This is a genomic window from Janthinobacterium lyxosi, from assembly GCF_051380665.1.
In the GTDB taxonomy this organism is placed as follows: domain Bacteria; phylum Pseudomonadota; class Gammaproteobacteria; order Burkholderiales; family Burkholderiaceae_D; genus Janthinobacterium.
In genome coordinates this window covers 272540-295126 of record NZ_JBNYXM010000003.1, presented here as the reverse complement: position 1 = coordinate 295126, position 22587 = coordinate 272540, and the positions used below count along the sequence as shown (strand labels likewise).

21 protein-coding genes are annotated in these 22587 nt (G+C 61.6%); 6 read left to right on the top strand and 15 right to left on the bottom strand.

The genetic code is table 11. From position 1 onward, the window contains the following. Positions 1–224: 224 nt before the first annotated feature. The 4 genes from ACQ4WP_RS04685 to ACQ4WP_RS04670 all read right to left on the bottom strand — a co-directional run bounded on the left by ACQ4WP_RS04685 (position 225) and on the right by ACQ4WP_RS04670 (position 4783). On the bottom strand, positions 225–1796 hold the full coding sequence (locus ACQ4WP_RS04685; RefSeq protein ID WP_436518905.1) for a diguanylate cyclase: 1572 nt from the start codon (positions 1794–1796) through the stop codon (positions 225–227). Positions 1797–1997: 201 nt separating this feature from the next. After that, entirely contained in the window at positions 1998–2645 is a 648-nt protein-coding gene (locus ACQ4WP_RS04680; protein WP_436518896.1) for a response regulator, read from the bottom strand. Between the two features lie 30 nt (positions 2646–2675). Beyond that, on the bottom strand, positions 2676–4178 hold the full coding sequence (locus ACQ4WP_RS04675; protein WP_436518895.1) for a sensor histidine kinase: 1503 nt from the start codon (positions 4176–4178) through the stop codon (positions 2676–2678). 17 nt (positions 4179–4195) lie between these two features. Next, positions 4196–4783: a hypothetical protein gene (locus ACQ4WP_RS04670; RefSeq protein ID WP_436518894.1), complete on the bottom strand. Its 588-nt coding sequence runs from the start codon at positions 4781–4783 to the stop codon at positions 4196–4198. Positions 4784–4898: 115 nt separating this feature from the next. Between ACQ4WP_RS04670 and greB the strand changes: the two genes are divergently transcribed. Next, positions 4899–5471 (top strand): transcription elongation factor GreB, encoded by a 573-nt coding sequence (gene greB / locus ACQ4WP_RS04665; protein ID WP_436518893.1) that lies wholly within the window; start codon positions 4899–4901, stop codon positions 5469–5471. Positions 5472–5659: 188 nt separating this feature from the next. Here the strand turns inward: greB and ACQ4WP_RS04660 are convergent, their stop codons facing one another. Then, entirely contained in the window at positions 5660–6370 is a 711-nt protein-coding gene (locus tag ACQ4WP_RS04660) for an IS630 family transposase (protein ID WP_436518892.1), read from the bottom strand. A gap of 213 nt (positions 6371–6583) precedes the next feature. Between ACQ4WP_RS04660 and ACQ4WP_RS04655 the strand changes: the two genes are divergently transcribed. After that, positions 6584–7405 (top strand): PEP-CTERM sorting domain-containing protein, encoded by an 822-nt coding sequence (locus ACQ4WP_RS04655; RefSeq protein ID WP_436518891.1) that lies wholly within the window; start codon positions 6584–6586, stop codon positions 7403–7405. A gap of 39 nt (positions 7406–7444) precedes the next feature. On the opposite strand, the gene ACQ4WP_RS04650 is transcribed toward ACQ4WP_RS04655, so the two are convergent. The 5 genes from ACQ4WP_RS04650 to ACQ4WP_RS04630 all read right to left on the bottom strand — a co-directional run bounded on the left by ACQ4WP_RS04650 (position 7445) and on the right by ACQ4WP_RS04630 (position 12067). Beyond that, complete coding sequence (locus ACQ4WP_RS04650; protein WP_436518890.1) at positions 7445–9727, bottom strand: RelA/SpoT family protein; 2283 nt, start codon at positions 9725–9727, stop codon at positions 7445–7447. An 81-nt stretch (positions 9728–9808) separates the two neighbouring features. Then, positions 9809–10012, bottom strand: coding sequence for a DNA-directed RNA polymerase subunit omega (gene rpoZ, locus ACQ4WP_RS04645; protein ID WP_010400723.1), 204 nt, complete (start codon positions 10010–10012; stop codon positions 9809–9811). 59 nt (positions 10013–10071) lie between these two features. Continuing rightward, a complete protein-coding gene (gene gmk / locus ACQ4WP_RS04640) occupies positions 10072–10710 on the bottom strand; it encodes a guanylate kinase (protein ID WP_099762610.1) in 639 nt (212 codons plus the stop codon). Positions 10711–10846: 136 nt separating this feature from the next. Further along, a complete protein-coding gene (locus tag ACQ4WP_RS04635; protein WP_436518889.1) occupies positions 10847–11173 on the bottom strand; it encodes a hypothetical protein in 327 nt (108 codons plus the stop codon). A 3-nt stretch (positions 11174–11176) separates the two neighbouring features. Beyond that, positions 11177–12067 carry a YicC/YloC family endoribonuclease gene (locus ACQ4WP_RS04630; RefSeq protein ID WP_034787070.1) on the bottom strand — a complete coding sequence of 297 codons (891 nt, stop codon included), beginning with the start codon at positions 12065–12067 and terminating at the stop codon, positions 11177–11179. Positions 12068–12344: 277 nt separating this feature from the next. Here ACQ4WP_RS04630 and rph point away from each other — a divergent pair, with 277 nt between their 5' ends. The 3 genes from rph to hemW all read left to right on the top strand — a co-directional run bounded on the left by rph (position 12345) and on the right by hemW (position 15067). Further along, entirely contained in the window at positions 12345–13073 is a 729-nt protein-coding gene (gene rph, locus ACQ4WP_RS04625) for a ribonuclease PH (RefSeq protein WP_152284699.1), read from the top strand. A gap of 138 nt (positions 13074–13211) precedes the next feature. Next, complete coding sequence (rdgB, locus tag ACQ4WP_RS04620) at positions 13212–13796, top strand: RdgB/HAM1 family non-canonical purine NTP pyrophosphatase (RefSeq protein WP_425253697.1); 585 nt, start codon at positions 13212–13214, stop codon at positions 13794–13796. Continuing rightward, positions 13793–15067: a radical SAM family heme chaperone HemW gene (hemW, locus tag ACQ4WP_RS04615; protein WP_436518888.1), complete on the top strand. Its 1275-nt coding sequence runs from the start codon at positions 13793–13795 to the stop codon at positions 15065–15067. Before rdgB ends, hemW begins: the two co-directional genes overlap by 4 nt. A gap of 6 nt (positions 15068–15073) precedes the next feature. On the opposite strand, the gene ACQ4WP_RS04610 is transcribed toward hemW, so the two are convergent. After that, the gene (locus ACQ4WP_RS04610) at positions 15074–16270 is read right to left on the bottom strand and encodes a tetratricopeptide repeat protein (protein ID WP_436518887.1); all 1197 of its coding nucleotides are present in this window, start codon (positions 16268–16270) and stop codon (positions 15074–15076) included. A gap of 130 nt (positions 16271–16400) precedes the next feature. Beyond that, positions 16401–18131, bottom strand: a complete 1731-nt coding sequence (locus ACQ4WP_RS04605; protein WP_436518886.1) for a methyl-accepting chemotaxis protein — start codon at positions 18129–18131, stop codon at positions 16401–16403. A gap of 117 nt (positions 18132–18248) precedes the next feature. Here ACQ4WP_RS04605 and ACQ4WP_RS04600 point away from each other — a divergent pair, with 117 nt between their 5' ends. Beyond that, positions 18249–18509, top strand: coding sequence for a hypothetical protein (locus ACQ4WP_RS04600; RefSeq protein ID WP_436518885.1), 261 nt, complete (start codon positions 18249–18251; stop codon positions 18507–18509). On the opposite strand, the gene tal is transcribed toward ACQ4WP_RS04600, so the two are convergent. The 3 genes from tal to zwf all read right to left on the bottom strand — a co-directional run bounded on the left by tal (position 18510) and on the right by zwf (position 22125). Next, the gene (gene tal / locus ACQ4WP_RS04595) at positions 18510–19445 is read right to left on the bottom strand and encodes a transaldolase (RefSeq protein WP_436518884.1); all 936 of its coding nucleotides are present in this window, start codon (positions 19443–19445) and stop codon (positions 18510–18512) included. Between the two features lie 141 nt (positions 19446–19586). After that, positions 19587–20441: an SIS domain-containing protein gene (locus ACQ4WP_RS04590; protein WP_436518883.1), complete on the bottom strand. Its 855-nt coding sequence runs from the start codon at positions 20439–20441 to the stop codon at positions 19587–19589. Between the two features lie 211 nt (positions 20442–20652). Next, on the bottom strand, positions 20653–22125 hold the full coding sequence (zwf, locus tag ACQ4WP_RS04585) for a glucose-6-phosphate dehydrogenase (protein ID WP_436518882.1): 1473 nt from the start codon (positions 22123–22125) through the stop codon (positions 20653–20655). Positions 22126–22587: the final 462 nt, after the last annotated feature.

Below are 22587 nucleotides of genomic sequence, written 5' to 3'. Positions count from 1 at the left end.
CGATTTCATCGGGGCCCGCAGAGCAATACAACTGCAACAAGGCCGGATATAGAACTGCAGCCTAGCCTGTCTGAAACACACAAAATCACCTTGCCAAACGGGAGGCGTCCATATAGTAGTCATGTCGGCCGCTGCAGCGCCGCCGCCGTACGTCCAAGCCGGGTGTGCCAAAAAAAAACCCACCGGAGGGTGGGCATGGTGTGTGACAGCCTGCAAGTTGCCGTTTAGTCCGCCACCACCACCCGATTCTTGCCCGTCTGCTTGGCCTGGTACATGGCGCGGTCGGCGCGCTTGACCAGCTCGGCCTGGTCTTCGTTGGGCAGGCGCAGGGCCACGCCGGCGGAAAAGGTGATCAAGACTTTCTCGTTATCATGCAGGAAGAAATGCCGGGTCAGCTCGCGCTGCAAGCGCGTCATCGTCGACGAGGCTGCCTCGACCGTGGTTTCCGGCAGCAGGATGAGGAATTCCTCGCCGCCGAAGCGGGCGATGACGTCCATCGAGCGCAGGGTTTCCTTGACGATTTTTACCAGGTGTTTCAAGGCGGCATCGCCAGCCAGGTGGCCATACGTGTCGTTCAGGCGCTTGAAATCGTCCAGGTCCAGCATGGCGATGCACAGCGGCGTGCCGCGGCGGTCGGAGCGGGCCGTCTCGCGCTCGAACACATCGTCCAGGCCACGGCGGTTCAGGCTGCCCGTCAGCTGGTCTTCCCGCACCAGTTCGCTCATATGCTGGAGCTTCGCTTCCAGGGTGTGGATGCGCTGTTCCGCATCCTGCACTTCCTGGCGTGCCAGCACCATCTTGTCGCGTGCACGCAAGGCTTCGTTCTGCACCATGCGCGTTTCGCGCAAGACTTCGTCGAGAACGCTGTTCAATTCGCTGATATTTTCCGCCTGGCTGATCTTTTCCGAATAGCCGCCGATCTTTTCATGGAAGTCGCCCGTGCTGGCCGCCACTTGCCCCAGGCGGTCGATGAAGGTCATCATCATGTTCTTGACCGTCAGCTTGACATCGGACAGGCTGTGCTTGAGCTGGCTTTGCTTGTAGATGACTTCCTTCAGGCTGCGCGTGGCGTCTTCCAGCGCGCGCTGGTCGAGCGGGCCGGCGATCAGGTTTTGCACGGCATCGACCTGGCCGCGCAGCCAGCTGTCGTCGTCGAGCAATTGGCTGACGTTGTCCAGCAGCAATTTGAACAGGCGCAGCAGCAATTCCTGCTGCTCGGCCGTATCGCCGCTTTTGAGTTCGATCTGGTAGCACAGCTGCTTCAGGCGCAGCGCCGCTTCGTTCAGCGCTTCTTCCGTGTGCGCCAGCTTGATGGCCGCGCCCAGGGATTCGGCTTCTTCCACCAGTGCGGGCGTGCCCGTCAGCAAGGTGGCCACGGCAAAGCCCAAGGTGCGGCTGAGCAATTCACGCAGGGTGCGCGTCTGTTCACCGTCCGGTAGAGGCGGCAATTCGATGCCGCCGACTTTCTTGACCTGTTTTTCCGCCAGTTGCGCCAGCGTGCGCGCATAGCTGTCCCAGTCGCGCGCTTTCAGGGCGCGCTGGAAGCGCCGGCCAAAGTCGCCCAGTTCGCCCGCCGATTCGCTCATCTTGGCGGCAAACTGCGTCAGGACGTTTTCCGCGCCGCCGTCCACCGGTGCGCTGGCGGCCAGCACGGCTGCCGGGGCGGCAGGCGTATCGGCCGGTTCGCTGATGCCGGCGATTTCATTGTAGATATCGCGGTAGGCGCTGGGCGTGGGGGCGATGCGGCGCGTGGCCAGGCGGCGAAACGCTTCGCGGGCGATATCGGCCGGGTTCATCGCCGCAGCGGCGGCGGTAGTCGTGGCGCCAGCGGGAGCGCTTGCTGGTGAAGATGGCAATTTACTGGACATGTAGGCACAGCCTTTTTAGATATTTCTCATTATCCTCATGATATGCGCGTTGGCAAAGAACTTATTGTGCGAGAAGCAAGGAGAAGTCCTGTCAATTCGCCCGATGCCAGCGGGCATGCCGCTTTGCCATCAATCCACCAGCTGGTTGCGGATGGCGTAATGCGTCAGTTCGGCGCTATTCTTGAGTTTCATCTTGACCAGCAAGCGGGCGCGGTATTCGCTGACGGTTTTCACGGATAATTTCAGTTCTTCGGCGATGGCGCCCACCGCCTTGCCCGAGGCAATCATGACCAGGGTCTGGTATTCGCGATCCGATAAAGTGTCGTGCAAGGCCGTTTCGTGGTCTTCGCCCACCGTGTTGGCCAGTTCCTGCGCCAGCGAGGCGCTGATGTATTTCAAGCCTTGCGCCACCTGGCGGATGGCCGTGACCAGCTCGCGCGGCGCACTCTGTTTCGTCAGGTAGCCGGACGCGCCTGCCTTGAGCGAACGGATGGCGTACTGATCCTCGCGGTGCATGGAGAGCATCAGCACGGCCAGTTCCGGCTTTTCCTTCTTGATCTGCTTGAGCACCTCGATGCCGCTGCGGTCGGGCAGGGAGATGTCGAGCAGCAACACCTGGCATTTCGAGCCGCGGAACAGTTTGATGGCGTCGTGGCCATTTTCAGCCTCGCCGGCAACGATGATGTCCTTCGTATCGGCGAGGATTTGCTTCAAGCCCTCGCGCACGATCGCGTGATCGTCGGCGATGAATACCCGGATGGTGGCTTTTTCTTTCATGACTGCGTTGTTTCCTATCTAATTCACCCACTAGGCCGTGTCTGGCGGCGGCCCGCTGTGCGCGGGCGCACTGGCTGCAGCCGCTATTATCGCCTCTCGCGGCGTGGTCAGCCGGATTTTTATGCTCAGGATGGTGCCGCCATCGGGCCCATCCATCAGGCTCAGGGTGCCGCCCAGCGCGGCGGCGCGTTCGGCCATGCCGCGGATGCCGAACGATTGCGGCTTGGCGCGGTCGGACAGGCGCATGCCGACGCCATTGTCGGCGATCGACAGGCTGATATGCTGGCGCTGCCGGGCCAGGCGCACGCTGACCTTGCTTGCCCGCGCATGTTTGGCGATATTCGTCAGCGCCTCCTGGGCGATGCGGAACAGGCTGGTCGCCAGGTCCAGCTCCAGTTCGATATGCTGGCGGTTCGAAATGAACTGGCATTCGATGCCGGCCTGGCGCGCGAATTCCTTCACCTGCCAGTCCAGCGCGGCAACCAGGCCCAGGTCCAGCATGGAAGGGCGCAAGTCCAGCGAAATACGGTGCACGGCGTCGATGCTGCGGTCGACCAGGGCATCGACATAGTCGGCCTTTTCCTGCAACAGCGGGTCGTCCGGGGGCAGGCGGCGCGCCAGCATGGCCAGCGCCATCTTGATCGCCGTCAAATTGCCGCCCAGGTCATCGTGCAGTTCGCGCGCCAGGCGCGTGCGTTCGTGTTCCTTGACCTTGTCGATATGCGCCGTCAGCTCGGCCAGGCGGGCGCGCGACTGGCGCACTTCGATCTGTTCGAGCCGGCTTTCCGTGATATTCGTCATGATGCCTTCCCACTGCACCGTGCCGTCGGCCAGCGCGCGCGGCGTGGAACGCAGGTTGATCCATTTGACGTCCTTCCAGGCATCGATCCAGATCCGGCCTTCCCAGTTCCAGCTCCACAAGGCGGACTTCGACGCCTGCATCGACTCGAGATACGAGGCGCGGTCGTCGGGCAGTATCAATTGATAGAACAGTTCCGGACGCGCGTGCAGCTCTGCCGGCCCCAAACCCAGCAAGGCCTGGCAGCCGTCGCTCAGGTAGGCAAAGGACGCCCGCCCATCCGCATGCAGGCAGAACTGGTACACCAGGCCCGGCGTATTCGAGACGATGGCGTTGAAGCGCGACTGCACCTGCGCCAGGGCGGCCGCCGTCGCCTGCGGCGTGCGCAAGTCTTCGCCCTCGGCCAGGATCAGGGCGCGGCCCTGGCGGCTGGCGCGCGACAGGTGCAGGCTGAGCGAATACAGGCTGCCATCGCGGCGGCGCTGCTGCACGTGCAGCAGCGCTTGCGCGCCGATGCTGTCGTCCAGGGCGGCCAGCACGGCGGCCAGCTGCTGTGCGTCGAGCTGCGGCGCCAGGGTGAAGGGCGTCATTGCCAACAATTGCTCGCGTGCATACTGCAAGTTGTCGCAGGCGGCATCGTTGGCGTCCAGCAATTGCAAGCTGGCAGCGTCGTACAGGTAGATTTCCGGCGCCGCCGCGCGCATGGCGGGTGCCAGCCGGGGAGTGTCGTGCATGGAGTTGCCTTTCTTCATCAGCGGCGGGCGCGCCAGAAGGCGGCGAAGCGGCGCAGCACCCTGGCTGGGCGGGAATGATGACGGCCTGGCGTGCCCTTGCGCAAGCGCTGCCACCAGGCGCGGCGGGCGCGGCCCAGCGCGGCCGACAGGCGGCTGACGCGGCGCCACGGACGCGTGGCGCGCAGGCGGGCGATCCAGCGGTCCTTGGTTTCCATGAACCAGCCATGCCAGCGCGCAAACCACGGCAAACTGAGCAGGGTAGGGCGCGTCAGGCTGTACAGGCGGGCCACGGCGGCCGCGCCGCCCAGCTTGGCGATGACGATCACGCCGATGCCGGAAAACGCATGGCCGCGCGCGATCGCCAGCAGGGCCAGCAGCTTGACGGGAAACAGCAGCACGGCCGGCAGCACGAAGATGGCCAGCGCCCAGTACGGCGGCAGGCGCTTGATCCACGCTTCCAGCGCATGCAGGGGCGGAAATTGCGCCACCACCTGCATGATGCGCGCGCCCGTCGCCCACAGCCATTCCTCGATCAGCAGGAAGATGGCGGCCAGGTAGACCAGAGGCGCGAACAGCCAGCGCCTGATTCTGTAGAATTTTTTCATCCGTCTCCGTGTGCGGCGCAGGTTTTCCGCGATAGCCACGATGATACGTCAAAAAAGCCCGTTTGCCCCCGCATCCGGTGTGCCTGCGGCGCGCTGGCGGGGCTACAATAGGCAGATGAATAAAGCCTTTGTAAAAGAATCCGACAACGACAACGACGACGATGAAGAAGCGGCCGCGCTGGCGCTGGCCATTCCCGCCGGCGCCAAGAACTACATCACGCCGGCCGGCTACCAGCGCATCAAGGAAGAGTTGCTGCAGCTGATCGACGTCGACCGTCCGGAAGTGGTGCGCATCGTGCATTGGGCGGCGTCGAATGGCGACCGTTCGGAAAATGGCGACTATATCTATGGCAAACGCCGGCTGCGCGAAATCGACCGCCGCATCCGCTTCCTCACCAAGCGCATGGACCTGGCCGCCATCGTCGACCCCAGCGTGCACCATGGCAACGACCAGGTGTTTTTCGGCGCCACCGTAACCTACCGCACCAGCGACGGCGAAACGCACACCATCACCATCGTCGGCATCGATGAATTCGACCCCCTGAACGGCAAGATCAGCTGGGTCTCGCCGATGGCCCGCACCATCACCAAGGCGCGCGAGGGCGATGTGATTGTATTGAATACGCCGCTCGGGGCGCAGGAACTGGAGTTGCTGGAGGTGACGTATCCGACGCCGGGGGAAGGGTAGGTTGCGGTAGCGCAGAGAATGCTCTGACAGCTGTGCCAGGCTTGAGGTTTTCCCGCAGAAGAAAGCATGCTATGCCCCGCACAGTACGGATGTTTGTATCCGGCATGCCATTACATCAATCGGCGGCAGCATCGGACCGGACCCTTATGGGATGGCCGTTATAAATCCTGTGTGGCGCAAGATGCGACCTACCTGCTGGTTTGCCAGCACCGGCATGGCGCATTACCCTGGCAATTACAAGTGGTCGAGCTACCGTTGCAATGTGGAACGGCGACACGATGGCTTGATTCAGCCGCACCCGCTTTATCTTGATCTTGGAAATATTCCGCTACATTAACGCGTTCGCCATGTGACGGCGGTTCGACGCCACGCGTCTGTCCAATCGGCGACCAGCCAGACTGAATCGGCGGATTCGGACTGAAACCGAATTCGTCATAAAACAGCAGTTCACATTGCCCGGCGCGTGCAAGTTGATCCAACTCGCCGATTATCCGTACGGCCTTGCCGAACGCTTCAGGCGGATGCTTTTTTAAACTGTAGCGGTAGCGCTTGTAGCTGAACTGCATCTGGTGCAGATATCGCCTTGCCGTTTCCTGGCTGATAGCTGGCAAGCCTTCTGTTTGCGCCAGGGTCCGTAGCAGACTGTTGGCGCTGCCCCCATCGGTTTGCGCCAATGCTCGTAGTGCTTCTTGCTGTTCGGCCGCCCATTTGCGTTTGCGCCCGGTATGATGGCCTTCATAAAGACCCATCAGGCCTTGCCTGTTCCAGCGTTGTCGCCATGCTTCAATGCTGTTCAGATGAACATGGAATTCGTTCGCGGTTTGCTGCAAAGTCAGTCCCTGGCTCAATCGAACTATCGCTTGGGCACGTATCCGGACGTGGGTGCGGATGAAAAACACCCATGTCGCGCAATGCTTGCTGTTCAGCCTGTTGTAGTACCAGTAGTTTCATCACATCAATTCCTGCGTTGTTGCCTATCAGGCTTGACAGCAAAAAATGAATAATTAATTATTTGATAATTTATGCTCGCGCCTGCCATCCGGTTGTTTCATCAAATTTCGAAAAATCAATAAATTTAAATATTTTATATTCAATATTTTTCTTCAGTAATATTGGTTTTTAATTTACTTTTTGGTAATATGGATGTTCACTTAACTGATAAGAAATTTCAAAATAATATGAAGAAAATGCTTTTATCTCTTACTGGAATCGGTCTGTTGATGCTGTCGGCGCTTGCCAATGCACAGTCAGTTTTAACGTATGACATAAAAAATGGCGTTACCCCCAATCTGATGACCTGGCCGGCCACGTATTCCGGGGCCATTACGCCAAATTCAAATTTGTCCGGGTACGATTATGGGCGTCCTGGCGGCTTATCGGCGCTGCCGTTGTTTGACTACACCGGTGGCAGCGGGACGCTGAACGATGGCGCGAAGCTGGACAAGTATCCATATCATTTTTTCTTTTCCTCGATGGATCAGTCATCGATTACTCTTCATCTTTCTTCGCCATCCACTATTCATACTATCGATTTTTTCAGCCCGACCACCGAGACCGCGCTGGGAAACGCCTATGGCTCCGGAAATTTGAGCGGCGCGACGATTTCGTTCGGCGGGCAGTCAGTATCGTTGAGCTCTGATCCCTGGGGGCCGACATGCTATTTGACGTCTTGCAATGATCGTTTCAATCTGCTGGGAACGTCGCTTGATGGCATGGTGACCGATACGATCACGATTAGTAATTTCTCGGTCAGCAGGCCCGAATTGGATCCGCTGTTCTTTGTCAGCGAAATTACCGTAAATGGCGCCGCGAATGGCGGCCTTCCAAGCATTCCGGCCGTGCCGGAACCGCAAACGTACGCCATGCTGTTGGGTGGTCTCGCCGTTGCAGGTTTTATGGCGCGCCGCAGGAAACAGGCAACAAGGGAAGCATAAGAAGAAAAGGGCCGGTGCAAACCGGCCCTTTTACTTGAGTTAATTGCGTTCGCGCAGGATGCGGTTGACGCCTGCCACGCGGCGCACATTGCGCAGCAGGGCGGCCAGGTGGACGCGGTCTTTCACTTGCACGGTGAAGCGCAGCTGGTCGAGGACGTTGTCCTTGTCTTCGTCCATGCCCACATAGATGATGTTGGCGTCCGATTCGCCGATCTCGGCGGCCACGCGGGCCAGGATGCCCCGTTCGCTGTTGATCAGCACCTTGATGCGGCAGTCGAAGCGGCGGTTTAGTTCGGTCCCCCAGCGCACGGCGATCCAGCGGTCCGGTTCCTTGGCGCGCTGGCGCTTGGCTTGCGAGCAGTCGCTCGTGTGTACCAGCAAACCCTGGTCTCGGCGCAGCTGGCCGGTGATCTGGTCGCCGGGAATGGGCAAGCAGCATGGCGCCAGTTGCACGGAAACACCTTCGCTGCCGCAGATGGTGACGGGGTCGAGTTCGCTGCCGCTATTGTGTTCCACCGGCATGCTGGCCGCTTCTCCGCCGATCAAGCCGAAGATGTGGCGCGCCACCAGGGTGGCCATGCGCTTGCCGATGCCGATGTCCGCGTACAGCTCGTCCATGGAATTGGCGCTCGATTCGTTGAGCAGGCGTTCCACCAGCGGCGCCGGCAGGTCGGCGTCGATGTTCAGCGTGTGCAGTGCCTGCGACAGCAGTTGCTGGCCCAGGGCGATCGATTCAGGCAGGTTGATCGTGCGCAAATGGTGGCGGATGGCCGAACGGGCCTTGCCGGTGCGCACGAACGATAGCCAGGTCGGGCTGGGGCGCGACGAGGAATCGGTGATGATTTCCACGATGTCGCCATTGTGCAGCTCGGTGCGCAAGGGTGAGGTTTCGTTGTTGATTTTCACGGCCACGGTCTGGTCGCCGATGCCCGTATGGATCGAATAGGCGAAGTCGATGGCCGTGGCGCCGCGCGGCAGGGCGATGATCTTCGATTTCGGCGTAAACACGTAGACGGAATCGGGGAACAGGTCGACCTTGACGTGTTCGAGGAATTCGGCCGAGTCGCCCGTCTGCTGCTGGATGTCGAGCAAGGATTGCAACCACGCATGGGTGCGCTGCTGCAGGTCGGACGGGTTCGATTCGCCGCTCTTGTACAGCCAGTGCGCCGCCACGCCCGATTCGGCCGTGCGGTGCATTTCCTGCGTGCGGATCTGGAATTCGACGGGCGTGCCGTAGGGGCCGATGACGGTCGTGTGCAGTGACTGGTAGCCGTTCAGCTTGCGGATCGCGATGTAATCCTTGAACTTGCCCGGCATGGGCTTGTACAGGCTGTGCAGGGTGCCCAGGGTCACGTAACAGTCGGCAAAGCTGCCCACCACCACGCGGAAGCCGTACACGTCCAGCACTTGCGAGAACGACAAATGCTTGCTGCGCATCTTTTTATAGATGTCGTACAGGGTCTTTTCGCGGCCCGTGACGTCGGCCTCGAGCTCGGCCATGGACAGGGTGCTTTTCACCGCTTCCATGATCTTGTTGACCACTTCGCGCCGGTTGCCGCGCGCCGCCTTGACGGCCTTCGCCAGGGTGCGGTAGCGCATCGGGTACAGGTGCGAGAACGACAGGTCTTGCAGCTCATGGTAGATGTTGTTCAGGCCCAGGCGGTGCGCGATTGGCACGTACACTTCCATGGTCTCGCTGGCAATGCGGCGTTTTTTTGCCGCCGTCATGAAGTCCAGCGTGCGCATATTGTGCAGGCGGTCGGCCAGTTTGATCAGGATCACGCGCACGTCGGACGCCATGGCCAGCAGCATTTTGCGGAAGTTTTCCGCCTGCGCTTCGATCTGGCTCTGGAATTCGATCTTTTCCAGCTTCGACAGGCCATCGACCAGGTGCGCCACGGGCGCGCCGAAGCGTTCGATCAATTCATCCTTCTTGACGTCCTGGTCTTCCATCACGTCGTGCAGCAGGGCGGCCATGATGGCTTGCGCGTCAAGTTTCCAGTCGGCGCAGATTTCGGCGACGGCGATTGGATGCGAGATATACGGTTCGCCCGAGCGGCGCATCTGGCCCAGGTGCATTTCGTCGGAGAAGCGGTAGGCTTCCTTGACTTTTTTCAGGTCGGCGGGGGACAGGTATTCGGCCAGCTTGTCGGCCAGATGACTGACTGAGGCCACGCCCAAGGCGGGCGCTGGCGGTATTGCGGGGGTGTTGCTGCCGGACGTGCCAGTGCCGGGCGCGGAAGCGCCTTGCGATTTTGCCGCCTGGCGCGGGGCCAGGGGCGGCAGTGCTGCGGAAGTCGTGTCGGCTGGGGTCAGACTCATAAAACGTCGCGTTGCTTCACAGTGTCAATAAGAAAACGATAGAACCAGGGGGCAGCACTGTTCCGGCACGCGGGTTCCGAATTACATCGGAACCTTTTTCAGCATTTCGATGCCGACTTTACCGGCAGCGATTTCACGCAGTGCGACCACGGTAGGCTTGTCCTTGGCTTCCACCTTTGGGGTGTGGCCTTGCAACAACTGACGTGCGCGATAGGTTGCAGCCAGGGTCAGCTGAAAACGGTTAGGGATCTGCTTCAGGCAATCTTCGATTGTGATACGGGCCATAGTAACTCCTAAATTTTATGCGTGGTGCGGGGCGCTGTGTGAACTGGCGTGCAGAATAATTACTCTGCGTGCAGGCCCAGCTGGGCGAATAGCGATGCGTTGCGGGCCGCTTGTTGCGCAAACCGGCAACGGGCCGCTCTCACGATCGCGCTCAGTTCGGACAAAGCGACCGTAAACTCTTCATTGATAATAACATACTCGAACTCGGGAGCGTGTGCGATTTCGCCGCCGGCCGCCAGCAGGCGGCGCGTGATCACGTGCTGCTCGTCCTGGCCACGCTTGTTCAAGCGTTCTTCCAGCGCATCGATCGATGGCGGCAGGATGAAAATGCCGGCCGCGCGGGGGAATTGCTTGCGCACCTGGCGCGCGCCTTGCCAGTCGATTTCCAGCAGGATATCGGTGCCGGCCAGCATTTGCTGTTCCACCATGATGCGCGAGGTGCCGTAGTAATTGCCATGCACTTCCGCCCATTCCAGGAATTCGCCCTGGTCGGCGCGCGCGACAAAGTCTTCCGCTGTCGTGAAATAGTACTCGCGGCCATGCTGCTCGCCCGGACGGGGCGCGCGCGTGGTGGTCGAGATCGATAATTTGATGCCGGGCTCTTGCGCCAGCAATGCATTGACCAGTGTCGATTTGCCGGCGCCCGATGGCGCGGCGACCACGAACAGGCTGCCGGAGAAGGCGGTAGGGTGGCTCATGCGGATCTTTCAATAATCGTGTTGTTGGCGCCGATGCCTGCGCAAGCGGCGCCCAATCCGGTATTTTACCAAGAGGCAAGGCGGTGAGCCAGTCCCTGCTGGGGGCATGACAAAAAACAAACTTGCCGGGCTTGCCTCAGCGGGGCAGCCGGCCCAGTGCGATTTCGCCCGCATTCAGCACGATGGCCCGTCCATTCACATCAGTGCAGTCGCGGTTGCTGAGACGCACGACGGCGCTGTCGACGGATACTTCCGCGCCCAGGCTGCTGCGCGAGCAGATACGGTAGGAGGCGGCATCGGCACCCGTGTAGATGGCGGCGCCGCGCTCCTTGAGCACGAAGCAGCCCGACGCACAGCCTTCGATCGCGTACGGCGATGGCTGCTGCGCCGTTTGTGCTTGCGCGCCTGCCGCCATCAGTACGAGGGCAGTGCCGGCGAGTCTCCATGTGCGTGGCGTGGCCATGGTTTATTCCAGGTTCTGTACTTGTTCGCGCATCTGCTCGATCAGCAGCTTCAAGTCCATCGAGGCGTCGGCCAGTTCCTTGACGGAAGCCTTGGCGCCCAGCGTATTGGCTTCGCGATTCAGTTCCTGCATCATGAAGTCGAGGCGTTTGCCCACTTGCCCGCCCTTGGTGAGGATGTGGCGCGTTTCGCCCAGGTGGGCCGACAGGCGTGCCAGTTCTTCCGAGACGTCGATGCGGATGCCGTACAAAATGACTTCCTGGCGGATGCGCTCCATGGCGTCCTGGCGCGACAGGGCCGAATTCGAGCCCTGGCTGGCCAGGCCCAGTGCATCCTGCATGCGCTCGATGGCTTTTTGCTGGAAGGCCGCCACCACTTGCGGAATCAAGGGCGTGATGCGCTTGACGATGGCTTCCATCGCTTCGATGCGCGACACCAGCACCGCTTCGAGTGCCGCGCCTTCGCGCTTGCGGCTGTCGACGAAGGCGGCCACGGTGCGTTTGGTCAGCGCGCCCACGTCTGCCTGCAAGGATTCTTGCCCCACTTGCGCTTCTTCGATAATGCCAGGCCAGCGCAGCAGTTCGGCCACCGTCATGACGGGGGCGGAGACAAAATGCTGGCCCACTTCGTTTTGCAGGCGCGCCAGTTCGGCCAGCAGGGGCAGGTTCAGCGCCTGCGTGCCGGCCGTCGCGGCTTTGCGGCCAAAGCTCAGGCGTACCTCGACTTTACCGCGCGTGATGGCGGACATGACGGCGGCGCGCAAGTCCGGCTCCAAGGCCCGCAGATCGTCGTTGATCCGGAATTGCAGGTCGAGAAAGCGCGAGTTGACGCTCTTGATTTCAATTGTCAGTGTGCCTGCAGCACCTTCGCTGGTGGCAACCGCGTAGCCTGTCATGCTTGAAATGCTCAAAGGATTCCCCGATTTGATCTTGTATACAGTCACTTATACACTTAATCAGCCAGCGCAGGCAATACCGCCCGCGCCGCAAAACAGGACCGAAGAGTGCGATGGCCTGAAAATTGCTGAATAGTGTGCGTTTTACGGCATTGTAAAGAAAATTGTGTTTGGCGGGGCAGGATTGTAGGGATCTTGTGTGCAGGCCACCCTGTGCCGGGTCATGGCGTCGCGGTGGTAAAATCGCTGCCGCAACCCCAATCACACAGGACACCCCATGACATTTGAATCCCGCCCGAGCGGCCGCGCCGTCGACGCGCTGCGCGCCATCCGCATCACCCGCCAGTACACCAAGCATGCCGAAGGCTCGGTGCTGATCGAGTGCGGCGACACCAAGGTCATCTGTACCGCCAGCATCGAAGACAAGGTGCCGGGTTTCCTGAAGGGCAAGGGCCAGGGCTGGTTGACGGCCGAGTACGGCATGCTGCCCCGCTCGACGCACACGCGCATGGACCGCGAAGCGGCGCGCGGCAAGCAGTCCGGCCGCACGCAGGAAATCCAGCGCCTGATCGGCCGCTCGCTGCGCGCCGCCTTTGATCTGCAAGCGTTCGGCGAACGCACCTTGCACCTCGATTGCGACGTCATCCAGGCCGATGGCGGCACGCGCACGGCTTCGATCACGGGCGCCATGGTGGCCGCGTATGACGCGTTTTCCCAGTTGCAGGCGCGCGGCGCGATTGCCGCCATTCCCGTGAAAAGCTTTGTCGCCGCCATCTCGGTGGGCGTCTACCAGGGCATGCCGGTGCTGGACCTGGACTATGTGGAAGATTCGGGCTGCGACACGGACATGAACGTGGTGATGACGGAAGCGGGCCACTTCATCGAAGTGCAGGGCACGGCCGAAGGTGCCGCGTTTGACCGCGCCGGCATGAACCGCTTGCTGGACCTGGCGCAAGGTGGCATCGCCGATCTTATCGTCATGCAGAAGCAGGCGCTGGGACTGTAATCTTTACATGGATTTACACATGCTTGCCCGCCGCGCCGGGCAAAAAGCCCACATCTGCCGCCGTTGAGCGCAGCAGTGGGCCAAGGTGAGGGGAGCGCAAAAGGTTTACAATGTCGGCACTTCAACCGGACTACTGACATGACCCAACGCCTCATCCTCGCCTCCAACAACGCCGGCAAGCTCAAGGAATTCAACGAGCTGCTTTCGACCATCGGTTTTTCCGTCCACGCCCAGGGCGAGTACGCCGTGCCGGAAAGCGACGAACCGTTCCACACCTTCGTTGAAAACGCCCTGCAAAAGGCGCGCCACGCGTCGCGCCTGACGGGCTTGCCGGCGCTGGCCGACGATTCGGGCGTGTGCGTCAATGCGCTCGGCGGCGCACCGGGCGTGTATTCGGCCCGCTATGCGGGCGAACCGAAATCGGACGCGGCCAACAGCGCCAGGCTGATCGCCGACCTGGAAGCGCATGCCGACAAGTCCGCGTATTACTACTGCGTGCTGGTGTATGTGCGCCATGCGGACGACCCGCAGCCGGTGATCGCCGATGGCCGCTGGAATGGAGAGATGATCGCTACGCCGCGCGGCAACGGCGGCTTCGGCTACGATCCGCATTTCTTTATTCCCGCGCTGGGCAAGTGCGCGGCCGAACTGACGTCCGATGAAAAGAACGCGCTGTCGCACCGTGGCCAGGCCCTGCGTGCGCTGGTTGAGAAACTGCGATGATCCCGATCAAACTGGTGGGTGCTGTTGCCAAATCTGTAGCGAAACCCGGAGCTTCGCCCGCGCCGCAGGAAGGCATTTCCGGTGCGGCCGGGGCGGCGCTGAAGTACCTGCAGCCGGGCGCGCTGAACCTGACGGCCCTGCCGCCGCTGTCGCTGTACATCCATTTCCCGTGGTGCGTGAAAAAATGCCCGTATTGCGATTTCAATTCGCACGAGGTGCGCGGCGACTTGCCGGAAGCGGAATACCTGGCCGCCCTGCGGCTGGACCTGGAAATGGCGCTGCCGCTGATCTGGGGCCGCAAGATTCACACCATCTTCATCGGCGGCGGCACGCCCAGCCTGATGTCGGCGGCGGGGCTGGACCGCCTGATGTCGGACGTGCGTACCTTGCTGCCATTGGAGCCCGATTGCGAGATCACCATGGAAGCCAATCCGGGCACCTTTGAAGCGGAAAAATTCAAGTCCTACCGGGCCAGCGGCGTCAACCGCCTGTCGATCGGCATCCAGAGCTTCAATGGCCGCCATCTGCAGGCGCTGGGACGCATCCATGACGATCATGAAGCGCGCCGTGCGGTGGAGATCGCGCACGCCAATTTCGATAATTTCAATCTCGACCTGATGTACGCGCTGCCCACGCAAACGCTGGCCGAGGCGCAGCAGGACCTGGAAACGGCGCTGTCGTTCGCGCCGCCGCACCTGTCGCTGTACCACCTGACCCTGGAACCGAACACCCTGTTCGCCAAGTATCCGCCCGTGCTGCCGGACGACGACGAGAGCGCCGACATCGCCGACATGGTGGCTGCACGCGCGGCGCAAGCCGGCTATGGCCGCTACGAAGTGTCGGCGTATGCGCAGCCGGGCCGCCAGGCAAAGCACAACCGCAATTACTGGGAGTTCGGCGACTACCTGGGCATCGGCGCGGGCGCCCACTCGAAAATCTCGTTCCCGCACCGCGTGCTGCGCCAGGCTCGCTACAAGCAGCCGCGCGCCTACATGGACGCGGTACTTGCCGGTAAGCCCGTGCAGGAAGAGCGCGAACTGGCGCGCGAGGAAATGGGTTTTGAATTCATGCTCAATACCCTGCGCCTGACGCAGGGCTTCTCGCCCAACCTGTTCTCCGAGCGCACCGGCCTGGCCATCAATGCCATCGAGCAGCCGCTGAATGCGGCCGAAGCGAAAGGCTTGCTGTACCGCGACCACCAGCTCATCCGTCCGACGGAACTGGGGTTGTGTTTCCTGAATGACCTGCAGCAGATGTTCCTGGAAGACTGACGCCGCTTAATGCGCGGTGGCGCCGCGTAGCCGTTGCAGCTTGGCCGCATACAGCCCGTGCTCGCTGCGCGTGGTGCTGTTGTCCATCGCCAGTTTCAGCTGCTTGCCCGCCTGCACCAGCTGGCCCATGCGCGCATACGCCTGCGCCAGCCAGAAGTGAAATTCATGGTAGTAGGGATCGCGCGCGATCTCGCGCTTGAACAGGCGTGCCGCTTCCTGGTAGTCGGCGTTTTCCATGGCGCGCTGGCCCAGGTTGAAAAAGTGGAAGGGCGGCTCTGGCTGCAGGGCCAGCAATTTGCGCCGCAGCAGCTGTGCCTCGTCCGCACGCCCCATTCCGTCGAGTGCCTGCGCCAGATTGGACAGCAGCACCGTATTCGATGGCGAGCGTTCCAGTGCGTAAGCGAGCGTGCGCCGCGCCGGCTCGATGTCGCCGTGGCGCAGCTGGATGATGCCCAGTGTATTGAAGGCGCCCGCAAACGTGGGGTCTTGCAGGATGGCGGCGCGGGCATACCAGTAGGCTTGATCGAGCTCGCCACTGGCCATGGTTTCGGCGGCGCGATTGTTGAGATACATGGCCAGGATGGTCGCCTCACCGATTTGCAGCGTGCGCTGGCCGGCGAGGTCTTCGCCAGGCAGGAAGTCGATGAGCAGGATGGCATCGGCGTCGTAGCCGACGGTATTGCTGGCGGCACGGCGTTCCAGCGCGAGATTGACGTGGCCGGCAACAAAATACATGCCACCGCTGCGGCTCCAGCTTTCTTCTCCCAGAACCAGCTGGTAGTGCACATCGAGCCCCATTTCCTTGGCCAGCGCGGCCGTCATCAGCACCAGGGACAGGCAATTGCCGCTGCGCGCATCGAATGCCTGTGCCGCCGTGCGCGTCATGGCGGCATCATATTCCAGCTGCAGTCCGGCCCTGTTGCGCAGGGCATCGGCGAGCGCGCGGCGGGGATTCTTGCCGCGCCCCTCGCGCGCGATATCGACACGCACGTACTGCTGCATGGCGTCGCTCATGGCAAACGCCTGCTGCGGATCGACCGGCACGGCCGGCGCGGCAAAGCTGGCATCGTTGAACAGCTCGGGTGGAGGCGGGGTGGCGGGCGGCGTGGCGCAACCGGCAAGGGCGGCACACAGCAGCAAGGGGGACAGCAAGCCCAGGCGCATCTGTTCGCTGATGCCGCTGATACCGCGGATACATTTCATGTTCGTGCTCCCGCAGAACGATGTCAGGCGCAACGCGTGTTGCTGCCGGTGGTGCGCCATGCCACCTGAAACAAGTATCCTCGCGCGCCACGGCGCTGTCAAACCCTTTTGACTGCCCCTGTTACCAGCCTTAAAACTCTTCCCAATCCTGCTCGCCAGCCACCTGCGCCTGGGGCTTGCGCGCAGGGATTGCGCTCCTGGCCGCGATTGTCGGCTGCCTGGCGGTTGTGGTGGCGGCGGCGCTCCTGGCCGCTGGCTTGGTCAGCTGGGTAGCAGCCGTGCGCGCGGTGCGCACCGGCGCTGCCGTGGCCACGTGTTCGAGCTGGAAACCGGCCGCCACTTGCGCCAGGCGCGCCGCCTGGTCCTGCATGCTCTCGGCGGCGGCCGCCGCTTCTTCCACCAGGGCCGCATTTTGCTGCGTCACCTGATCCATCTGCGCGATGGCCTGGTTGACCTGATCGATGCCCATGCTTTGCTCGGCGCTGGCGGCAGTGATCTCGGCCATGATGTCGGTGACGCGGCGCACGCTGTCGACCACTTCGCTCATGGTGCTGCCAGCCTGCTGTACCAACCGCGTGCCGTTGTTGACCTGTTCCACCGAGTCGCCGATCAGGGTCTTGATTTCGCGCGCCGCCGCCGCCGAGCGCTGTGCCAGGCTGCGTACCTCCGTGGCGACGACGGCAAAGCCGCGCCCCTGTTCGCCGGCGCGCGCCGCTTCGACGGCCGCATTCAATGCCAGGATATTCGTCTGGAAGGCGATGCCGTCGATGACGCCGATGATATCGACAATTTTCGTCGACGCCGTGTCAATGGCACCCATGGTGTCGACCACCTGGCTGACGATGCTGCCACCCCGTTCGGCCACACCCGAAGCGGCGACCGCCATCTGGTTGGCCTGGCGCGCATTGTCCGCATTCTGCTTCACGGTGCTGGTCAATTCTTCCATCGACGACGCCGTCTCTTCCAGCGAACTGGCTTGCTGCTCCGTGCGCGCCGACAAATCCTGGTTGCCGGCGGCGATTTCGCCCGATGCCGTGGCGATGGCGTTGGTGCCCGTCTGCACTTCCGACACCACTTTGCGCAGTGCCTCGTTCATGCCGTGCAGCGCGCGCATCAGGTCGCCGATTTCATCGCTGGCCGCCGTGCCGAAATGTGTGCGCAAGTCGCCTGCAGCGACCGTCTCGGCCACCTTCACGGCCGCCTGCAGGGGCGCGGTGATCGAGCGCGTGATCAGCCAGGCGCAGATGCTGCCCAGCGCCACCACCAGCGCGCACAAGGTCAGCAGCAGGGTGAAGCTGCGCCCGTTGGCCGCTTCGATCGCTTGCGCCGTGGCGTCGATGGCTTTGCGCTGCTGCGCCAGCAGGGCCTTGACGTTATTCTGGTAATTCGTCGCCGCCGGCGCGAAGCTGTCGCGGTAGGTACTTTCCGCCTGCGCCGCATTGCCGGCCTTGCGCGCATTCATCACCAGGGTCTTGGCATCCTGGTATTTGACGCGCTCGGCAATGGAGGCCTTGAAAATGCTTTTTTCCTCGTCGCTGTCGAGCAGCGCTTCGATTTTCTTCAGCAGTTCGCTGCCTTGCTTGGTGCTGTCGGCGATGGTCTCGGCAAACACGCTCGACAGCGTTTCATCCGTGCTTTTGGCGATCATCGAGGTGCGCGCGATGGCCGAATAAATCAGCACGTACCAGTCCGATACCAGGCGTTCCTTGGCCAGCGGTTTTTCCATCATTTGCCGGGTCGCTTCGGCATTCACGCTGGCGCTGTACAGCGCGTACGAGGTGGAGATCACGGACAGCAGCAGCACCAGCGCGAAGCCTGCAGCCAGGCGCGTGCCGATACGAAGATGGGAGAGGGCGTGCATGGTCGGATTCCTGTCGCAGAGGGGATTTAAATTGCCTGTGCGACATAGTATGCACTGATAAGTGACCAAGAGGTAAGCGAAAAACTGCCTGTCTTGCTGACTGTTGCAGCCACGCCCGTGCTACACACCGCCCGCCTGGCGCAAGTCCGGCTGCTCTGCCCAGCGGGCGAAGGCGAGACGAGGATCATGTTGTCGAGCGCGCTATCGCCGCTGCGGGCGCGGCCCAGGCGGATGGTGATGGCGGACGAAGCAAGCAACATGCGTGGGCGGCTGGTGGCGGTGTTTATTGTGGCGCCATTGCGCCTGGCCGCGATGCCTTGCAAAAAGCGGCGCCGTGCACTGCACGGACGCCGCTTTTTGCAGGGTGAGGGGCAGTGATTAACGCAGCGCCGCGATCATCTGTTTCAGCTTGCCGGAATCGACGCAGAAGGCGCGGATGCCTTCGGCCAGTTTTTCCGTCGCCATCGCGTCTTCATTCATCATGAAGCGGAAGGCTTCTTCGTTGAGCGACATGTGCACGATGTTGGTCGATGGCGCCGCTTCGGCGCTCAGCTTGCGCTCCACCGGCGCCTCGCTGTCGGCCAGCTTTTGCAGCAGGTCGGGGCTGATGGTGAGCAGGTCGCAACCGGCCAGTTCGAGGATTTGCGACGTATTGCGGAAGCTGGCGCCCATCACCTCGGTCTTGTAGCCGAACTTGCGGTAGTAATTGTAGATGCGCCGGACCGACTGCACGCCCGGGTCTTCCGCGCCCATGTAATCGATGCCCGTCGATTTCTTGTACCAGTCGTAGATGCGGCCGACGAACGGAGAAATGAGCTGGGCGCCCGCTTCGGCGCAGGCGATGGCCTGGGCCAGCGAGAACAGCAGGGTCATGTTGCAGCGGATGCCTTCCTTTTCCAGGATGGCGGCGGCGCGGATGCCTTCCCAGGTGGAGGCGATCTTGATCAGCACGCGCTCGCGGGCAATGCCCGCGTTCGAGTACAGGGCGATCAGGTCGCGGCCCTTGGCCACCGTGCCTTCCGTGTCGAACGACAGGCGCGCATCGACTTCGGTGGAGACGCGGCCGGGGATGGTTTGCAGGATTTCCACGCCAAACGCGATCAGCAGGCGGTCGATGATTTCGGCGGTGGAGGCGTGCGGATGGTCGCGCACGGCCTTTTCCAGCAGCGGCTTGTATTCATCCTTCTGCACGGCCTTCAGGATCAGCGAAGGATTCGTCGTCGCGTCGCGCGGCGTGTAAGCCTGGATCGATTGGAAGTCGCCGGTGTCGGCCACCACGGTAGTAAATTGCTTGAGTTGTTCGAGTTGGTTCATGGCTGCACGGGAAAGAGTGAAAGGGCTTGCCGGAGTATTGTACCTAATCCGGGGGCGCGGTTCAGTCCTTTTGATGCGGAAGAAATGCAGTGGTTGGAACCCAAAATTGAGAGCTGGGGTCAGACCCCGGATTTCTGCTGCCTATCCAATAAAAGAATCAAACTGCATGTCGAATTCCTGCAGCGCCTTCTGCGCATTCTGCATCTTCTTGCGGAATTCAGGACCCCGCTGCAGGGCCAGGCCCACGGCCAGCACGTCGATCACCACCAGGTAGGCCAGGCGGGCGGAAATCGGGGTGTAGGGATCGGTGTTGAAGACCAGGTCGATCGGGATCAGGACCGTCGCCAGTTCGGCCAGCGGCGTGCCCGATGGGGCCAGGACGACGACGTCGGCGCCGCCGCGGCGCGCCAGTTTCACGGAGCGCACCAGGGCGGGGCTGTTGCCGCGCTGCGAGATGGCCACCAGGCAGTCACCGCCGCGCAGCAGGGCTGCGGCGATGCTGTGGATGTTCGGATCGCTGTAGGCCACCGTCGGCACGCCCGAGCGGAAGAACTTGTGCTGCGCATCGGCCGCCACGATACCGGACGTGCCTTGGCCATAGAATTCGATCTTGCTGGCGCGCGACAGGATGTCGAGCGCGCGCTGGATCGCTTCCGGGTTCAGGTTGTTGCGCAGGTCGAGCAGGGTATTGATCGAGCGGCTGCAGATTTTATTCACCAGGTCGGCCGCCAGGTCGTCCTGCGCCGGCTGCTCGTTCGCGCCCGGCATGGCCAGGGCCAGTCCCTGCGCCAGTTTCAGCTTGAATTCATGCCAGCCGTCATAGCCCAGGGTGCGGCAAAAGCGCACCACGGTCGGTTCCGACACCTGCGCGCTTTTCGCCAGCGCCGTGATGTTCTGGCTGACCGTCTGGTTCGGCTGGTCAAGCACGGCCAGCGCGACCTTCTTCTCCGACTTGGAGAGCGAATCGAGTTGGGTGCGAATGGAGTCAAGCAGCATTAAATTAGTCTTCTGTTTTCGGGAAGCGGTGAAGCAGGGATTTCGTGGAGCACAGCTCCGTGCCTGCGTAACGGCCTGCCCATGCATGGGCAGGCTCCTTGCGTTGCCAAACTAGTCTTCTGGCAGCGGTGGAGCAGGGGTTTCGTGGAGCACCGCTCCACGCCTGCGTAACGGTCTGGCCTTGCACGGCCAGACTCCTTGCGCTTCCAAACTAGTCTTCAGGAAGCGCTTCTTCACGCCACTGCAAGCCGTCGCGCCCGATCAGGGCGCTGGCCGCGGCAGGGCCCCAGGTGCCGGCCGTGTAGGGAATCGGCGCGCTGTCGTTTTGTTCCCAGTTGTCGAGTATCGGTTCGACCCATTCCCAGGCCGCTTCCAGTTCGTCGCCGCGCATGAACAGGGTCAGCTGGCCGCGCAGGACGTCGAGCAGCAAACGCTCGTAGGCGTCCATGCGCGGCGTCTTGAACGATTCGCGGAAATCGAGTTCCAGTTCCGCCGGTTTCAAACGCATGCCGTCGCCCGGGGTTTTCGCCATCAAATTCATGCGCAAGCCTTCGTCCGGCTGCAAACGGATCACCAGGCAGTTCGGCTGGAAGCTGGATGTGGGCTGGTTGAAGATCGAATGGGGAATCTGCTTGAAGCGCACGACGATCTCTGCCAGGCTGTCAGCCATGCGTTTGCCCGTGCGCAGGTAGAACGGCACGCCGGCCCAACGCCAGGTATCGATTTCCGCCTTCAGCGCGACGAAGGTCTCGGTGCGCGAATGCTCGGGCGCATCCGGCTCGTCGCGGTAGCTCGGCACGGTGACGCCGTCGACGTGGCCGGCGCGGTATTGGCCGCGCACGATGTTTTGCGCCAGGGTGGTGGGCGTGAATTTTTTCAGTGAGCGCAGCACTTGCAGTTTCTCATCGCGCACGGCATCCGGCGCGATCGAGGTCGGCGGTTCCATGGCGACGATGCACAGCAGTTGCAGCAAATGGTTTTGCAGCATGTCGCGCAGCGCGCCCGAGGTGTCGTAGTAACCCATGCGGTTGCCCACGCCCAGTTTCTCGGCGATGGTGATCTGCACGTCGGAAATCCATTCGCGGCGCCACAGCGGCTCGAACAGAATGTTGCCGAAGCGCAAGGCCAGCAAGTTCTGCACGGTTTCCTTGCCCAGGTAATGATCGATACGGTAGATCTGCGATTCCTGGAAGACCTTGCCCACTTCGGCATTGATCTGCTTGGCGCTGGCCAGGTCGCGGCCCAGCGGTTTTTCCAGCACCACGCGCGAGCTCGGCGTCACCAGGCCGTTTTCTTCCAGGTTGTCGCAGATCAGCGCGAACAGGTGCGGCGGCGTGGCCAGGTAGTATACGCGCGTCAGGTCGGCGTCGCCGCGCAGCGCTTCGACCAGTGGCGCGTACGTGGCCGCATCGCTGGCGTTGAGCGATACATACACGATGCGCGCGCAGAATTTGCTCCAGGTGGCGGCATTCAGGGTGCTGGCCTTGATGTGGGGGCGCGAGTTGGTCTCTACCATCTTCAGGAAGGCATCCTGGCCGCTGTCCTGGCGGCCCACACAGATGATGCGCGCCGTCGGCGGCAAATCGTTCGCGACGTCGCGTGCATACATTGCAGGCAGCAATTTGCGCATTGCTAAATCGCCGCTGCCGCCAAACAGGACCAGGTCAAAATCGGTAAGTGCCATAAGTGAGTGTCGTCGCAAAAGTAAAAGAGCCGGAGCGGGGAGGAGGCCGACCGGAAGTGCCAGTCTGTCGCTACTATATTTGGTGGTGTAAATTTACTACGTAGAACAGGCAATTGCAAGAAATTTTACTACATTCCATTCCCTGGCGTCGCAGTTTTGCCCCGTATGCTTGCCAGCGGCGCTGGCAGGGCCATTATATGCCCTTCGCTGGCGCTTGTACGCCATCACGCTTTGTACAAGGCTTTTCAAAGCAACCATGGTTGCCAGGGAAATTTTCGATTCTCCCCATCATCATTTGCGCTGTAGCAACAAGCAAATCAAGAAATGCTGTCAGGATCGCCGTTGGCAGCGTAAAGTAGCTTTGAAGAAAGTAAAAAACCGTATAATTCAAGCTGAAATCGATAGCAATTATTGGTTGTACTACACTGCACCGTTAGCGCCGGCCATGCCCCGAACCCGCCA

Coding starts and splice junctions, on each gene's coding strand:
- hemW (WP_436518888.1), top strand. CDS start 13,793: ATGATCCCGATCAAACTGGTGGGTGCTGTTGCCAAATCTGTAGCGAAA.
- ACQ4WP_RS04605 (WP_436518886.1), bottom strand. CDS start 18,131: ATGCACGCCCTCTCCCATCTTCGTATCGGCACGCGCCTGGCTGCAGGC.
- zwf (WP_436518882.1), bottom strand. CDS start 22,125: ATGGCACTTACCGATTTTGACCTGGTCCTGTTTGGCGGCAGCGGCGAT.
- tal (WP_436518884.1), bottom strand. CDS start 19,445: ATGAACCAACTCGAACAACTCAAGCAATTTACTACCGTGGTGGCCGAC.
- ACQ4WP_RS04630 (WP_034787070.1), bottom strand. CDS start 12,067: ATGACAGGCTACGCGGTTGCCACCAGCGAAGGTGCTGCAGGCACACTG.
- ACQ4WP_RS04610 (WP_436518887.1), bottom strand. CDS start 16,270: ATGAAATGTATCCGCGGTATCAGCGGCATCAGCGAACAGATGCGCCTG.
- rpoZ (WP_010400723.1), bottom strand. CDS start 10,012: ATGGCCCGTATCACAATCGAAGATTGCCTGAAGCAGATCCCTAACCGT.
- ACQ4WP_RS04670 (WP_436518894.1), bottom strand. CDS start 4,783: ATGAAAAAATTCTACAGAATCAGGCGCTGGCTGTTCGCGCCTCTGGTC.
- ACQ4WP_RS04635 (WP_436518889.1), bottom strand. CDS start 11,173: ATGGCCACGCCACGCACATGGAGACTCGCCGGCACTGCCCTCGTACTG.
- greB (WP_436518893.1), top strand. CDS start 4,899: ATGAATAAAGCCTTTGTAAAAGAATCCGACAACGACAACGACGACGAT.
- ACQ4WP_RS04650 (WP_436518890.1), bottom strand. CDS start 9,727: ATGAGTCTGACCCCAGCCGACACGACTTCCGCAGCACTGCCGCCCCTG.
- ACQ4WP_RS04680 (WP_436518896.1), bottom strand. CDS start 2,645: ATGAAAGAAAAAGCCACCATCCGGGTATTCATCGCCGACGATCACGCG.
- ACQ4WP_RS04685 (WP_436518905.1), bottom strand. CDS start 1,796: ATGAACCCGGCCGATATCGCCCGCGAAGCGTTTCGCCGCCTGGCCACG.
- rph (WP_152284699.1), top strand. CDS start 12,345: ATGACATTTGAATCCCGCCCGAGCGGCCGCGCCGTCGACGCGCTGCGC.
- ACQ4WP_RS04675 (WP_436518895.1), bottom strand. CDS start 4,178: ATGCACGACACTCCCCGGCTGGCACCCGCCATGCGCGCGGCGGCGCCG.
- rdgB (WP_425253697.1), top strand. CDS start 13,212: ATGACCCAACGCCTCATCCTCGCCTCCAACAACGCCGGCAAGCTCAAG.
- ACQ4WP_RS04590 (WP_436518883.1), bottom strand. CDS start 20,441: ATGCTGCTTGACTCCATTCGCACCCAACTCGATTCGCTCTCCAAGTCG.
- gmk (WP_099762610.1), bottom strand. CDS start 10,710: ATGAGCCACCCTACCGCCTTCTCCGGCAGCCTGTTCGTGGTCGCCGCG.